The organism is Mycobacterium sp. 1245111.1, from assembly GCF_001673405.1.
Taxonomy (GTDB): domain Bacteria; phylum Actinomycetota; class Actinomycetes; order Mycobacteriales; family Mycobacteriaceae; genus Mycobacterium.
In genome coordinates this window covers 13,942-28,551 of record NZ_LZLV01000007.1, presented here as the reverse complement: position 1 = coordinate 28,551, position 14,610 = coordinate 13,942, and the positions used below count along the sequence as shown (strand labels likewise).

The window sequence follows — 14,610 nt, the reverse complement described above, 5'->3', positions numbered from 1 at the left end:
TGCGCTGGGTCGAGACGCTTTAGTTCTCCCGGCCGGCCAGCTCGGCGACGAACCTGTCGATGAAGTCGACGACTGGGTCTGTATGTGCTTGGCGGATAACGAATTTCGTTAGCCCCGCTTTCACGTAGCCGTCGAGTTGGCGGTGCAGCTGATCCCAGTCGGCGGCAACGAGTTCGGCGGGGTCGACGTCCGGGCGGCGGTGCCGCACCGCGGCGGCCAATTCCGGCGGCAACTCGCCGTTGGCGACCGCGAGCGAGATGCCGAAGTGGTCGGGCTCGATCTGTCGGCCCGCTTCCGCGGCGGCGCGTTCGATTGCCTCGCGGCCCGCACGCGCCTCGTCGGGGGTGAGGAAGCTGCCCAGCCACCCGTCGGCGAGCTTGCCGATGCGCCGAAATGCCGCCGGCGCCGAGCCGCCCAGCCAGATATCGAGCGGGGGATCGGGCCGGGGCGCGACCGCCGCCGCCGTCACCGAGAAGTACTGGCCGTCATAGCTGGCCGACTCCTCGGACAGGACCGCGCGCAGGATCCGCAGCGATTCGTCGAACACCGCGCCGCGCTTGCCGTCGGGCACGGTGAACACCTCGCGCTCGGCGGGAATGGCCGACTGGAGGCCAAAGGCCGGCAGCACCCGCTTGGGTGCGAGCGCGGCAAGTGATGCAAGCTGCTTGGCGACTAGCACCGGGTGCCGGCCGGGCAGCACCGCGACCGACGTGCCGACCTTCAACCGCTGAGTTCGCGACAGCGCGTAGGCCATGCCGATCATCGGATCAACGGCAGGGGAGTAGACCAGCTCGGAGAACCACAGCGAGTCGACCCCGCGTGACTCGAGATGGTCGACAATCGGCCCGAGTTGATCGGCGGGCGTATTCAAGCCAAGGCTGATTCCGAAGCGAATCTTCATGCCCCATGCCAACACAGGGGAGCCGCATCTTGTGCCCGTGGCTCCGCTAGTAGCAGTCGCCGTTATGCATTAAGAAGCAGTCCGGACACACTTGCTCGGGCATCTCGGGTCGCGAAGCATCGTTCGCACCGAGGCGGACGTCGCCTAACGGAGTGAGCTTAACGATCGGGTCGAGTTGTTGGAGTTGCTTCAATCGTGTTGTGACGCGCTGCGCAAGACCGGGGGAGCGTTCGTAATTCAGCAACTCTCTGTACGGCCCTGCCTGCATCTCGGCCTCCGACTTGGTAGCGAGCTCATCATCTAATGTCTGCCGCACGATCCTGCGTATCTCGGCAATGCGGTCAAGGTTCACCGGTTGATTTGCCGCGGCAGCCTCACTGACCATCTGCGCGTCGGTCAAGTCCCGCACCATGCCGTCCAGTACCTTCGCATAGCACGTTCGGACCATTACCGACTACTTCGATGCTTCGGTGCATTCTGGGACAACGCTTTTCATAATGTTGGTCGATCCCCCCGGTCCGCCTCCAAGGAGCATGCCCATGCGCAAGGTTTTCATCTCGTACGCGCGGTCCAACAAACACGATGTCGACCAACTCGTGGAGCACCTGCAGACTACGGGCTATGAAGCTTGGATGGACACGTCCTTGCGCGGCGGGCAGCGGTGGTGGGACGAAATACTCGACAACATTGCAGGCTGCGACACATTCATTGCTGTCGTCTCAGAAGAGTCGTTGAAATCCACCGCGTGTGAGCGAGAACTCGACTGGGCAGAGTCACTCAGCAAACCGATTCTACCCGTATTGATCCAACCGCTCGCGGCGAACACATTGCCGAGTCGAATTGCTCTGCGGCATTTCATTGACTATGGGGAGCCCACTGCGAGAGATCGCGTTGCCCTCCAGTTGGCTGGTGCTCTCAACACAATGGACCCGGCGCCCTCCCTGCCTAAGCCACTGCCAGCCGCGCCCGAAGCACCAACACACGAACTTGTCGCGATTATCGACCTGATCTCTAAACCGGAAAATCTTGACCATGAACAGCAGCGCGAGATCTTGCGGACGGTCGAACCCCTTGCGCAATCTGGTGATAGCGAAACGCGGCGCAGCGTGGTGGGCGTTCTCGAAAGCCTACGGAGCAGGCCGGAGTTATACGCGGACGTCGAGCGTTCCATCGTCCGGTTAGTAACTTCGCCTTCGCGAACGCGCTCGTCTGCCGAGGGCGTCTGGGTAAAGCTCGTGGGCGATCTCGATGACGATCAAGCCGGCCGAATGTTCCTCATAGAGACTCTGCCCAACGGCGTCGTCACCGAGCGCGGAATGTTTTCGACCGAAGGTTCGCGGGAGCCGTGGCGAGGACGTTGGCGACACTCAGTCGATCAGAACGGCGAAGAAGAGCTGGTTATCGAGGTCGATAAGTGGACTGGAACGTTGCAGCGGATAAACGACGACCTCTACCGGGGTACAGAAACTGGACCGATCTGGCGAGACGACGTGGAAACTGACGAAATTGCTGTCGTGCACAACATCGTTGTAGTGCGAGTAAACCGGTTGGGGCTGATGATTGACCGTTAAAGCTCATGGTCGCCGGTTGTGCGCGGGCTCCGTTAGCGCGTAAAACTCCACCGGATGGCCGCGGCCAGGCCAGAGACGTACTGCTCCTCCATGCGCTCGTCATGATGTCGCTTGATCCAGGACGGGTGCTTCGCGGTGACGAGGAAAGGGAGATCCTTCGGGAGCCGCCCGCGCGGAGGCTCGAAAGGCAGCGTCGACGCCCGCGCGCCCGGGTAGAAGAAAGTGACCACGCGTTCAGCGTCGCGGCCCAGCGTGATCACCAGCCGCGGCCGGACGATCTCGAGTTCGCGGTGCAGGAATGGCGAGCAGTTGACGATCTCATGCTCGTGGGACGGCCGATTCTTCGGCGGATGGCAGTGCACCACGTTGCTGATGAAGACATCCACTTTGTCGTGGCCGGCACGCTTGATCGCCTCGTCGATCAACTCACCGCTTCCGCCAGTGAACGGAACCTGAGTCTCCATGCATTTCTCGCAGAGGCTCTGCCCGACGAGCGCTACCGGTGAGTCCAACGAGCCGTGGCCGGGCGCCGACGCGGTGACCTGAGCGATGTTCATGCCGTCGCAGCGCCGGCAGTTCTTGATCGCATTGTCGAGATCGATCTTGTGCCGTCGTCGCCGCAAGGCATCGTCAGCGGCCAGCGAAGCGTCCTTGCTCACCGTTCGAGTGTAAAAACCGCGCCAAAGCACAAAGGCCACGCCCTCTTTCGAGTTCGTGGCCTTGTACCGCTCGGCTTGTCAGCACTGCAATTTGTGGGCGAAGGGGGACTTGAACCCCCACGTCCCGAAGGACACTGGCACCTGAAGCCAGCGCGTCTGCCATTCCGCCACTCGCCCTAAAACAACCGGTGGAGCCTACCACTGTAGGGGCTGGCATCTCCAAACCGCACGACCGGGCACTGCTGCGGTTTGACCTGGCGCGATGCGATTCTCAGAGTTCCGGAGGTGCCACTGCGCTGCGCTTGCCGGATAGCATGCTGACTACGACACGCGTAATGCGACACGCCGGAATCCGGCCGTACGCCGCTTCACACACGAGGACAGGGACATGAGCAGCCAGAGGGGGCTAGTTCAACGTATCGAGCGCAAACTCGAGGTCTCCGTCGGCGATGCTTTTGCCCGCGTGTTCGGCGGCTCAATCGTTTCGCACGAGATTGAGGCGATGCTGCGGCGGGAAGCCGGGGAGGGGATCCGTCCCGTCGCAGGCAATCGCCTTTTGGCTCCGAACGAATACATCATTACCCTCGGTATGCACGACTACCAGAAAGTGGGCGCCGACCCGGACCTCACTTCGGAGACTTTCGCTAAGCATTTGGCGGGATACATCGGCGAACAGGGGTGGCAAACATATGGTGACGTGGTTGTCCGGTTCGAGCGATCGGCGAACCTGCACACCGGCCAGTTCCGCACCCGCGGTGCTGTCAACCCCGACGTGGAGCCCCGGCCACGCGCCGGCGAGCTCGTCCCGCCACAATCAGACCGTGCGTTCAACGCAGAACCAGGAGTACCAGCAATGACCGAGAATTCGAGCTACGGCGGTGGCCAAGGGCAGGGCCGGCCCGGCGACGACTACTACGACGACCCGTACGCGCGCCCCCACGAGGACCCCCATGCCGCGCCGGACCCGCGGGCTGGCTACCAACCCGAGCCGGGCGGCTATCCCGAACAGCGCGGTTACGACCAGGGCGGTTACGGTGCTCCCGAGCAGCGCGGCGGCTACCCCGAGCAGGGCTACGACCAGCGCGGCGGCTACCCCGAGCACGGTGGCTACGGTGCTCCCGAGCAGCGCGGCGGCTACCCGGACCAGGGCTACGACCAGCGCGGCGGCTACCCCGACCAGCGCGGCGGCTACGACCAGGGCGGCTACGGCCAGCAGCGCGGCGGGTACGACCAGGGCGGCTACGGCGGCGGTCAGCGCCAAGACGCGGGGTACGGCCAGGGTGGCTACGGACAGCCGGCCGGCGGCCAGGGCTACGACGAATACGCCGACTACGGCCGCGGACCGGCCCGCCACGAAGACGGCGGCTACGGCGCACCGGACCAGCGCGGCGGCTACCCCGAACACGGCGGCGGTTACGACCCGGGCTACGACCAGCGCGGCGGCTACGGCCATCAGGACTACGGCCAGCAGGCGGACTACGGCCGGCAGGACTACGGCCAGTCGTACGCCGCTCCGAGCGGTGGCTACGGGGAGCCCGATTACGGCCAGCCCGCCGAACCCAGTGGCTATGGCCAGGGCGGTTACGGCCAGGGTGGTTACGCGGCCGCCGGTTCGGCGGTCACGCTGCAGCTCGATGACGGCAGTGGACGCACCTACCAGTTGCGCGAAGGACCCAACGTCATCGGCCGCGGTCAGGACGCGCAGTTCCGACTGCCGGACACCGGTGTGTCGCGCCGCCACTTAGAGATTCGCTGGGACGGCCATGTTGCGCTGCTGTCCGATCTCAACTCCACCAACGGGACGACCGTCAACAACGCGCCTGTCCAGGAATGGCAGCTGGCCGACGGCGATGTGATCCGGCTCGGGCACTCGGAGATCGTCGTCCATATCCATTGAGCCGATAGGTCGCGCAGCCATCCAGCTTCACCCCGCGTCGACCACCGTCCAAGTATCGTGACGTTGCTAAATCCGGGCACATGAGGCACGCGGCACCAGGACGGAGAGGACGCCAGATGCAGGGACTCGTACTGCAACTGACGCGCGCCGGCTTCTTGATGCTGCTGTGGTTGTTCATCTGGTCGGTGCTGCGGATTCTGCGCACCGACATCTACGCACCGACCGGCGCGGTGATGGTGCGGCGGGGTTTGACGTTGCGCGGGACGCTGTTGCCGTCGCGGCAACGAGGGAATGCGGCGCGCTATCTCGTAGTGACCGAAGGGGCGCTGTCCGGCGCGCGCATCACCTTGAGCGGGCAGCCGGTGCTGATCGGTCGAGCCGACGACTCTACGTTGGTACTCAACGACGACTACGCGTCGACGCGGCACGCGCGGCTTTCCCAGCGAGGCTCGGAATGGTACGTCGAAGATCTAGGATCGACCAACGGTACATACCTCGACAGGGCGAAAGTGACGACGGCGGTACGGGTTCCCATTGGCACGCCGGTGAGTATCGGCAAAACGGTGATTGAGTTGCGCCCGTGACTTTGGTCTTGCGCTATGCAGCGCGCAGCGATGTCGGCTTGGTTCGGTCGAACAACGAAGACTCGGTGTACGCCGGTGCGCGCCTGCTGGCGCTCGCCGACGGCATGGGCGGGCACGCGGCCGGTGAAGTCGCCTCGCAGTTGGTGATTGCCGCGCTGGCCCATCTCGACGACGACGAGCCCGGTGGCGATCTGCTCGCCAGCCTCGACTCGGCCGTCCACTCGGGGAACTCGGCGATCGCAGCGCAGGTCGAGATGGAGCCCGACCTCGAAGGCATGGGCACCACGCTGACCGCAATCCTGTTCGCCGGCAATCGAATTGGGCTGGTGCATATCGGCGACTCGCGGGGCTATCTGCTGCGCGACGGCGAGCTGACCCAGATCACCAAGGACGACACCTTCGTCCAGACCCTGGTCGACGAAGGCCGGATCACCAAGGAAGAAGCGCACAGCCACCCGCAGCGGTCGCTGATCATGCGCGCGCTGACCGGCCATGAGGTCGAGCCCACCCTGACGATGCGCGAGGTCCGGCTCGGCGATCGTTATCTGCTTTGCTCAGACGGGCTTTCCGATCCGGTGAGCGACGAGACGATCCTCGATGCCCTCAAGATTCCCGACGTCACCGACAGCGCCGACCGGCTGATCGAACTGGCACTACGCGGCGGTGGCCCCGACAACGTCACCGTGGTGGTCGCCGACGTCGTCGACGTCGACTACGGTCCCACCCAGCCGATCATCGCCGGCGCGGTGTCCGGCGACGCCGATGTCCACGACCAGCTGACCCGACCCAACACTTCGGCCGCCCGCGCGTCGGCCCTCACGCCGCGCCAAGAAGTTGCCAAACGTGTTCCACCCCAAATCGATACGGCTCCGCCCGGTCGGCGGTCACGACGGCGGATGCTGATCGGGCTCGCGCTTGCGATCTTGCTGGTGCTCGCGGCACTCGCCATCGGCCGGACGGTAATCCGCAGCTACTACTACGTCACCGACTATGCCGGTGCGGTCTCGATCATGCAGGGCATCCAGGTCTCCATCCTGGGTGTCCCCCTGCACCAACCGTATTCGCAGGGTTGCCTGAACAGCCGCAACGAATTGTCGGTGATCCGCTTCGGCACCGCCTCCGGCAATCACGACTGCCGGCTGATGAAGCCGTCCGACCTCGCCGAGTCGGCGCGCGCGCAAGTAGCGGCGGGACTTCCCGCCGGCACGCTGGACCAGGCCAATGCGCAACTGCGCCGGCTGGCCACCGAATCACTCTTGCCGTTGTGTCCGCTAGCCCGCGCCCAGGCGCCGTCCACGACCTCAGCGCCACCTACCGCACCCTCACCCACGCCGAGCGCGGAAACGTCTGTCCCCCAAAAGCCTTCGGCCACTCCATCGCCGACCGCACCCACCGTCACCGCGCTCTCCCCGCCGCCACCCCAGCCGGGCACCGACTGCCGGACTCCGGAATGACGACGCAGCCGCAGCCGCCTGTCACTGTCACACCCTCGTTGCCGAACCGGCGCAATGCCGAGCTGCTGTTGCTGTGTTTCGCCACGGTGATCACCGCCGCGGCGTTCGCGATCGTGCAGGCCAACCAGGAACGTGCCGTCAGCTGGCAGCTGCTGAACTACGCGGTGGGTTTCCTGGTGGTGTTCGCGCTCGCGCATCTGGCGATCCGACGCTATGCGCCGTACGCCGACCCCCTGTTGCTGCCGGTCGTGGCGCTGCTCAACGGACTGGGTCTGGTGATGATTCACCGGTTGGATCTCGACGAGCGGCTGGCCGCGACTGGCCGCACCGTCACCAACCCACAGATCTTGTGGACGCTGTTCGGCGTGGGAGCCTTTGCCGCCGTGGTGATCTCGCTGAAGGACCACCGCCAGCTCGCGCGTTACGGTTACGTGAGCGGGCTGACCGGTCTGATCATCTTGGCCATCCCTGCGCTGCTGCCGAAATCGCTGTCCGAGCAGAACGGCGCGAAGATCTGGATTCGATTGCCGGGCTTCTCGATTCAGCCCGCCGAGTTCTCCAAAATCCTGCTGTTGATCTTCTTTTCCGCCGTCCTGGTAGCTAAGCGCGGGCTGTTCACCAGCGCCGGCAAGCACGTGCTGGGGATGGATCTGCCACGGCCGCGCGACCTGGCCCCGCTGCTCGCCGCGTGGACGGCGTCGATCGCTGTCATGGTCTTCGAAAAGGACTTGGGCACTTCGCTTTTGCTATATGCGTCGTTCCTCGTGGTGGTCTACCTGGCTACCCAACGCTTCAGCTGGGTGGTGCTCGGGCTGGCATTGTTCGCGTTCGGAAGTGTGTTGGCGTACTTCGCGTTCGCCCATGTCCGGGTCCGGGTGGAGACCTGGCTCGACCCGTTCGCCGACCCCGACGGCGCCGGCTATCAGATCGTGCAGTCACTGTTCAGTTTCGCGACCGGGGGCGTCTTCGGTACCGGCCTGGGTAATGGCCAGCCGGACACGGTTCCTGCTGCCGCAACGGATTTCATCACCGCGGCGTTCGGCGAAGAGCTCGGACTGGTCGGGCTCGCCGGCGTGCTGATGCTGTACACCATCGTGATCATCCGCGGGATGCGCACCGCGATCGCGGTGCGGGACAGTTTCGGCAAGTTGTTGGCGGCCGGGTTGGCCTCGGCGCTGGCGATCCAGCTGTTCATCGTCGTCGGTGGCGTCACCAACCTCATTCCGCTCACCGGACTGACCACCCCGTGGCTGTCCTACGGCGGCTCGTCGCTGGTGGCCAACTATGTCCTGCTGGCGATCCTGGTGCGCATTTCCCATGCCGCGCGTCGCCCGTTTAGGACCAAGCCGCGCAACACCACTCCGATCGCCGGCGCCCACACCGAGGTGATTGAAAAGGTATGAACACCTCGCTGCGCCGGATATCGATGAGCGTGATGGCGTTGATCGTGCTGCTGCTGTTCAACGCCACGCTCACCCAGGTGTTCACCGCCGACGGGCTGCGCTCCGACCCGCGCAATCAACGTGTCCTGATGGACGAGTACTCCCGGCAGCGCGGGCAGATCACCGCGGGCGGCCAGCTGCTCGCCTACTCGGTGGCCACCGACGGCCGCTTCCGCTTCCTGCGGGTATATCCCAATCCCGCGGTGTACGCGCCCATTACCGGCTTCTATTCGCTGCGCTACTCCAGCACCGGCCTCGAGCGTGCCGAAGACCCCCTGCTCAACGGATCCGACCAGCGACTGTTCGGTCGGCGGCTGGCCGACTTCTTCACCGGCCGCGATCCTCGCGGCGGCACGGTGAACACCACCATCAGCCCCCGCATCCAGCAGGCCGGTTGGGATGCGATGCAGCAGGGCTGCAACGGACCCTGCCGCGGCGCGGTGGTCGCGCTGGAGCCCTCGACCGGCAAGATCCTCGCGATGGTGTCGTCGCCGTCGTTCGACGCCAACCAGCTCGCCTCGCACGACGCCGACCAGCAGGCCAAGACGTGGCAGCAGCTCCGCGACGACCCCCACTCGCCGATGATCAACCGCGCCATCTCGCAGACGTATCCACCTGGGTCGACCTTCAAGGTGATCACCACGGCAGCGGCCCTGCAGAACGGCGCCAGCGAGGACGACCCGCTGACCGCGTCGGCGTCGATTCCGCTACCCGACAGCACCGCGAGCCTGGAGAACTACGGCGGCAAGCCGTGCGTGGACGCCGAAACCGTCACGCTGCGTGAGGCTTTCGCCCGGTCCTGCAACACCGCGTTCGTCCAGCTGGGCCTGCTCAACGGAACCGACGCACTGCGCAGCATGGCTCGATCGTTCGGGCTGGACACCGTCCCGGAGCCGACGCCGCTGCAGGTCGCCGAGTCGACCCTCGGGCCCATTTCCGACGCCGCCGCGCTCGGCATGTCGAGCATCGGGCAGAAGGACGTGGCATTGACGCCGCTGGAGAACGCGGCCGTTGCGGCTACCATCGCCAATGCCGGCATCACCATGCAGCCCTATCTGGTCGACAGCCTGCAGGGACCGGACCTGGCCAACATCAGCACGACCGCGCCGCATCAACAGCGCCGTGCGGTGTCCCCGCAGGTCGCGGCTAAGCTGACTGAGTTGATGGTCGGCGCCGAAAATGTGACACAGCAGAAAGGGGCGATCCCCGGCGTGCAGATCGCATCCAAGACTGGTACCGCAGAACACGGCACCGACCCCCGCCACACACCACCGCACGCGTGGTACATCGCGTTCGCACCCGCGAAGGCTCCGAAGGTGGCCGTAGCGGTGCTCGTAGAGGGAACGGCAGACGGCAGTACATCGGCGACCGGGGGTGCGCTTGCCGCACCGATCGGGCGCGCCGTGATCGAGGCCGCGCTGCAGGGAGGACCATGAGCCCGCGAGTAGGTGTGACGCTGTCTGGCCGCTACCGCCTGCAGCGACTGATTGCCACCGGCGGCATGGGTCAGGTGTGGGAGGCCGTCGACAGTCGGCTGGGCCGGCGCGTCGCCGTCAAGGTCCTCAAGGCTGAGTTTTCCCAAGATTCCGAGTTCATCGAGCGTTTCCGGGTCGAGGCGCGCACCACCGCGATGCTCAACCACCCCGGGATTGCGCAGGTGCACGACTACGGCGAGACCCAGATGGACGGCGAGGGCCGCACCGCATACCTGGTGATGGAACTGGTCAACGGTGAGCCGCTGAACTCGGTCCTCAAGCGGACCGGCCGGCTGTCGCTGCGGCACACCCTGGACATGCTCGAGCAGACCGGTCGCGCTCTGCAGGTCGCGCACGCCGCCGGTCTGGTGCACCGCGACGTCAAACCGGGCAACATCCTCATCACCCCGACCGGCCAGGTGAAGATCACCGACTTCGGTATCGCCAAGGCCGTCGACGCCGCGCCGGTGACCCAGACCGGCATGGTGATGGGCACCGCGCAGTACATCGCCCCGGAGCAGGCGCTGGGTCATGACGCGACCCCGTCCAGCGACGTGTATGCGCTGGGAGTTGTTGGCTACGAAGCGGTTTCGGGTAAGCGTCCGTTCACCGGCGACGGCGCGCTGACGGTGGCGATGAAGCACATCAAAGAGCCGCCGCCGCCGCTGCCCGCCGACCTGCCGCCGAATGTGCGCGAACTCATCGAGATCACCCTGGTGAAGAACCCGGGGATGCGCTACCGCAGCGGGGGACCGTTCGCCGACGCGGTTGCCGCCGTGCGCGCCGGACGTCGCCCGCCGCGACCCAACCAGGCCGCCGGAGGCGCGCGCGCCACCCCGGCAGCCATCCCGTCGGGATCGACCACCCGGGCCGCGGCCGCCGCCACCACGCGCGCACCCGCCGCTCGGCGCGCGCGGCCGGCCACCGGCGGTCACCGCACGCCTCCGCCGCGGCGTACCTTCTCGTCCGGTCAGCGGGCGCTGCTGTGGGCCGCCGGCGTGCTGGGCGCGCTGGCGATCATCATCGCGATTCTCATCGTGATGAACTCGCACAACAACAATTCGCAGCAGCAACCCTCTGCACCCACCGTGACCGACACCGGAGCACCACCCAGCAAGTCGGAACCGGCTCCGGCGCATCCAACTAATTGGACGTACCGGGGGGCCACGGGTAATCCTGGAGGGCAATGCAAGCCCCCCACCCCCTGGCGGGCGACCACCCTGACCTTCTCGAGCGCGGTGGCGTCCCAACACGAGAAACCGCAATGACGACCCCGCAGCACCTGTCCGACCGCTACGAACTTGGTGAGATCCTCGGCTTCGGCGGCATGTCCGAGGTACATCTGGCCCGGGATGTCCGGCTACACCGAGACGTAGCGGTCAAGGTGCTGCGCGCCGACCTGGCCCGCGACCCCAGCTTCTACCTGCGTTTCCGCCGCGAGGCGCAGAACGCCGCGGCGCTCAACCACCCGGCGATCGTCGCGGTGTACGACACCGGCGAGGCGGAGACCGCCGGTGGGCCGCTGCCCTACATCGTGATGGAGTACGTCAACGGGGTGACGCTGCGCGACATCGTCCACACGGACGGACCGATGACGCCGACCCGCGCCATCGAGGTGATCGCCGACGCCTGTCAGGCGCTGAACTTCTCGCATCAGCACGGCATCATTCACCGCGACGTCAAGCCGGCCAACATCATGATCAGCACTACCAACGCGGTCAAGGTGATGGACTTCGGCATCGCGCGGGCCCTGTCCGACAGCGGCAACAGCGTCACCCAGACCGCCGCGGTGATCGGTACGGCGCAATACCTTTCGCCCGAGCAGGCTCGCGGCGACACCGTGGACGCCCGCTCCGACGTGTACTCGCTGGGCTGCGTGCTGTACGAAATGCTCACCGGCGAGCCACCTTTCGTCGGTGACTCGCCCGTCGCGGTGGCCTACCAGCACGTCCGCGAAGACCCGGTGCCGCCGTCGCGGCGCTACGAAGGCATCTCCGCAGACCTGGACGCCGTCGTGCTCAAAGCGCTGGCCAAGAATCCCGAGAATCGCTACCAGACCGCCGCCGAGATGCGTGCCGACCTGATTCGGGTGCACAACGGCGAGCCGCCGGAGGCGCCCAAGATCCTCACCGAGGCCGAGCGCTCGTCGTTGCTGGCCGCTCCGCACTCGTCGAATTTCTCAGGCACACAGACCAATCCGCTGCCGCGGCAGCAACTCGACTTCACCCGCGAGCGCAGCCCCGGCTCGGTGAGCCGCTGGGTGATCGCCGTCGCGGCGCTTGCGGTGCTGACCGTCGTCGTCACGATCCTGATCAACACCCTCGGCGGCGGCATGCGCAACGTCCAGGTTCCCGACGTCCGCAATCAGGCGTCGGCCGACGCGATCGCAGCGCTGCAGAACCACGGCTTCAAGACCCGCACCCTGCAGAAGCCCGACTCGACCGTCCTGCCCGACCACGTCATCGGCACCGACCCCGGCGCTAACACCAAAGTCGGTGCGGGCGAGTTGATTACGGTCAACGTGTCGACCGGGCCCGAGCAGCGCGAGGTGCCGGACGTGTCGTCGCTGAGCTACGCCGCCGCGGTCAAGAAGCTCAAAGCCGCCGGCTTCGGCCGCTTCAAGCAAGTGAACTCGCCGTCGACGCCGGAGATGAAAGACAAGGTGATCGGCACCAATCCGCCGGCCAATCAGACGTCGGCGATCACCAACGAGATCGCGGTCATCGTCGGCTCCGGCCCGTCGAGCAAGCCGGTTCCCGACGTCGCCGGGCAGACCGCCGACGAGGCGCAGAAGAACCTGACGGTGTATGGCTTCTCCAAATTCGCTCAGGCCACAGTGGACAGCCCGCGGCCGGCTGGCTCCGTTGTCGGCACGAATCCGCCCGCGGGAGCTAATGTTCCCGTCGACACGGTGATCGAGTTGCAGGTGTCCAAGGGCAACCAGTTCGTGATGCCCGACGTGACCGGAATGTTCTGGACCGATGCCGAACCGCGGTTACGCGCCCTGGGTTGGACCGGGGTGCTGGACCGGGGCCCCGACGTGGACGCCGGCGGCTCGCAGCACAACCGGGTGGTGTTCCAGAGTCCAAGCGCGGGTCAGGGCGCCAACAGGGACGGCAGCATCACGCTGAAGTTCGGTCAATAGCCAGGCTGTCGACCAGTTCGCTTTCCAGCTTGCGCACCAACCCGTCGTCGCGGGGCTGCCCGCAGTCGGCCAGCCAATTGGCCAGCATCCGATGGCCGCCCTCGGTGAGGATCGACTCCGGGTGGAACTGGACGCCGTGAATCGGCAGTTCTTTGTGTCGAACCCCCATGATCACACCGCTCTGGGTGCGGGCCGTCACCTCGAGCTCGGCGGGCAGCGTCTCGGGCATGATCGTCAGCGAGTGATAGCGCGTCGCCGTAAAAGGGTCCGGAAGTCCCTGCAGCACACCGGTATTCGTGTGGTACACGCTGCTGGTCTTGCCGTGCAACAGCTCGGGCGCGCGGTCCACCGTGGCCCCGAACGCAACGCCGATGGCCTGATGGCCGAGGCAGACACCCAGCAGCGGCGTGCGCGCCGCGGCGCAGGCTCGCACCAGGTCGATTGAGGCTCCGGCACGCTCGGGGGTGCCCGGTCCCGGACTCAGCAGGATGCCGTCCACCCCGGCGGCGGTCGCTGCGGGGTCGGCCAGCCGCGGGTCGTCGTTGCGCCACACCGTCGCCTCGACACCCAACTGGCCCAGGTACTGCACCAGGTTGAAGACGAAGCTGTCGTAGTTGTCGACGACCAAGATCTGCATCGTGCCAGGTTAGCGCGACTTCAGTAGTTGACCGGACCGGCCGGCTCGGCGAAGTGCATCCGCAGCGGCTCGGTGTGCCCCGCAACATGGACGTCGGAAACCGCGTGCTCGGTATAGCCGAGACCGAACCGCACCACGTACTGCTTGTAGAGGATCACCAGGGGAGCGGCGGCCAGTGCGGCCTGCATGGCCGTGGCATCGCCGATCGCGGTGACGGTGTACGGCGGGCTGTAGGTCCGCCCGTTGAGCAGGAGCGTGTTGCCGACACAGCGGACCGCCGAGGTGGCGATGATGCGCTGGTCCTGCATCTGGATGGCCTCTGCGCCGGCGCTCCACAACGCATTGAGGACGGCCTGGATGTCCTGCTGGTGCACGACGAGGTCGTCGGGAGAGGCGTCGCGGGGGAACCGGCCGTTGGCATCGCGCTGCGCGTCGTTGAGCGTGACGGTCAGACCCGGGCCGTGCATGGGTTCCAACCCGGCGTCACCGGCCAACTGCGCCGACCGCCGCAGCATCGCCGCCAGCGCGGCGTCTGCGGATCGCCCATGGGTCGAGTCGATGGTGGTGGCCAGCCGATCCCGCTCGGTCGTCAACCGGTCAACGGCGGACTGTTCGCTGCGGACCAGGTCGACCAGCCGGGGCGCGTCGCTGCGTCGGATCTCGCCACCACGGGATACGCCATGGGTGGCCCCGAGCAGCAGGCCGGCCAACAGGCACACCGCCGGAACGCCCACCCGCCACAGCGAGGGGCGTGGCCGCGTGTCGTCGTCGCGCCCGAACGACGGCCAGTGGATGCCTGCCATCGGCTCTCCGTCCGCTGCTGGTGAGTGCGTTACGCTCGTCGT

13 protein-coding genes and 1 tRNA gene are annotated in these 14,610 nt (G+C 66.2%); 8 read left to right on the top strand and 6 right to left on the bottom strand.

What is annotated here, in order from left to right; genetic code table 11:
* Window positions 1-19: 19 nt before the first annotated feature.
* The gene (locus tag A5658_RS01815) at window positions 20-901 is read right to left on the bottom strand and encodes a TIGR03854 family LLM class F420-dependent oxidoreductase (RefSeq protein WP_067330373.1); all 882 of its coding nucleotides are present in this window, start codon (window positions 899-901) and stop codon (window positions 20-22) included.
* 46 nt (window positions 902-947) lie between these two features.
* On the bottom strand, window positions 948-1,301 hold the full coding sequence (locus A5658_RS01810) for a hypothetical protein (RefSeq protein ID WP_231997175.1): 354 nt from the start codon (window positions 1,299-1,301) through the stop codon (window positions 948-950).
* A 139-nt stretch (window positions 1,302-1,440) separates the two neighbouring features.
* Between A5658_RS01810 and A5658_RS01805 the strand changes: the two genes are divergently transcribed.
* Window positions 1,441-2,472: a toll/interleukin-1 receptor domain-containing protein gene (locus tag A5658_RS01805; protein WP_197503011.1), complete on the top strand. Its 1,032-nt coding sequence runs from the start codon at window positions 1,441-1,443 to the stop codon at window positions 2,470-2,472.
* A 32-nt stretch (window positions 2,473-2,504) separates the two neighbouring features.
* On the opposite strand, the gene A5658_RS01800 is transcribed toward A5658_RS01805, so the two are convergent.
* Together A5658_RS01800 and A5658_RS01795 are read right to left on the bottom strand one after the other, a co-directional pair.
* Entirely contained in the window at window positions 2,505-3,131 is a 627-nt protein-coding gene (locus tag A5658_RS01800; protein ID WP_369830467.1) for a uracil-DNA glycosylase family protein, read from the bottom strand.
* Between the two features lie 94 nt (window positions 3,132-3,225).
* A tRNA-Leu gene (locus tag A5658_RS01795) sits at window positions 3,226-3,308 on the bottom strand.
* A gap of 211 nt (window positions 3,309-3,519) precedes the next feature.
* Here A5658_RS01795 and A5658_RS01790 point away from each other — a divergent pair.
* The 7 genes from A5658_RS01790 (at window position 3,520) to pknB (ending at window position 13,128) form a co-directional block, all read left to right on the top strand.
* The gene (locus A5658_RS01790; protein WP_067330365.1) at window positions 3,520-5,028 is read left to right on the top strand and encodes a DUF3662 and FHA domain-containing protein; all 1,509 of its coding nucleotides are present in this window, start codon (window positions 3,520-3,522) and stop codon (window positions 5,026-5,028) included.
* A gap of 116 nt (window positions 5,029-5,144) precedes the next feature.
* Window positions 5,145-5,612, top strand: coding sequence for an FHA domain-containing protein (locus A5658_RS01785; RefSeq protein ID WP_067330362.1), 468 nt, complete (start codon window positions 5,145-5,147; stop codon window positions 5,610-5,612).
* A complete protein-coding gene (locus A5658_RS01780; RefSeq protein ID WP_067330357.1) occupies window positions 5,609-7,066 on the top strand; it encodes a PP2C family serine/threonine-protein phosphatase in 1,458 nt (485 codons plus the stop codon). Before A5658_RS01785 ends, A5658_RS01780 begins: the two co-directional genes overlap by 4 nt.
* Window positions 7,063-8,469, top strand: coding sequence for an FtsW/RodA/SpoVE family cell cycle protein (locus A5658_RS01775; protein WP_067330353.1), 1,407 nt, complete (start codon window positions 7,063-7,065; stop codon window positions 8,467-8,469). Before A5658_RS01780 ends, A5658_RS01775 begins: the two co-directional genes overlap by 4 nt.
* Complete coding sequence (pbpA, locus tag A5658_RS01770; protein ID WP_067330349.1) at window positions 8,466-9,944, top strand: D,D-transpeptidase PbpA; 1,479 nt, start codon at window positions 8,466-8,468, stop codon at window positions 9,942-9,944. The genes A5658_RS01775 and pbpA overlap by 4 nt, the downstream gene beginning before the upstream one ends.
* Window positions 9,941-11,251: a serine/threonine-protein kinase gene (locus A5658_RS01765; protein ID WP_082992878.1), complete on the top strand. Its 1,311-nt coding sequence runs from the start codon at window positions 9,941-9,943 to the stop codon at window positions 11,249-11,251. Before pbpA ends, A5658_RS01765 begins: the two co-directional genes overlap by 4 nt.
* Window positions 11,248-13,128 (top strand): Stk1 family PASTA domain-containing Ser/Thr kinase, encoded by a 1,881-nt coding sequence (gene pknB / locus A5658_RS01760; RefSeq protein WP_067330346.1) that lies wholly within the window; start codon window positions 11,248-11,250, stop codon window positions 13,126-13,128. Before A5658_RS01765 ends, pknB begins: the two co-directional genes overlap by 4 nt.
* Here the strand turns inward: pknB and A5658_RS01755 are convergent.
* Both A5658_RS01755 and A5658_RS01750 read right to left on the bottom strand, forming a co-directional pair.
* A complete protein-coding gene (locus A5658_RS01755) occupies window positions 13,106-13,765 on the bottom strand; it encodes an aminodeoxychorismate/anthranilate synthase component II (protein ID WP_067330342.1) in 660 nt (219 codons plus the stop codon). The two genes, pknB and A5658_RS01755, sit on opposite strands and share 23 nt — an antisense overlap.
* Window positions 13,766-13,785: 20 nt before the next feature.
* Window positions 13,786-14,568 (bottom strand): DUF881 domain-containing protein, encoded by a 783-nt coding sequence (locus A5658_RS01750; protein ID WP_067330338.1) that lies wholly within the window; start codon window positions 14,566-14,568, stop codon window positions 13,786-13,788.
* Window positions 14,569-14,610 lie beyond the last annotated feature (42 nt).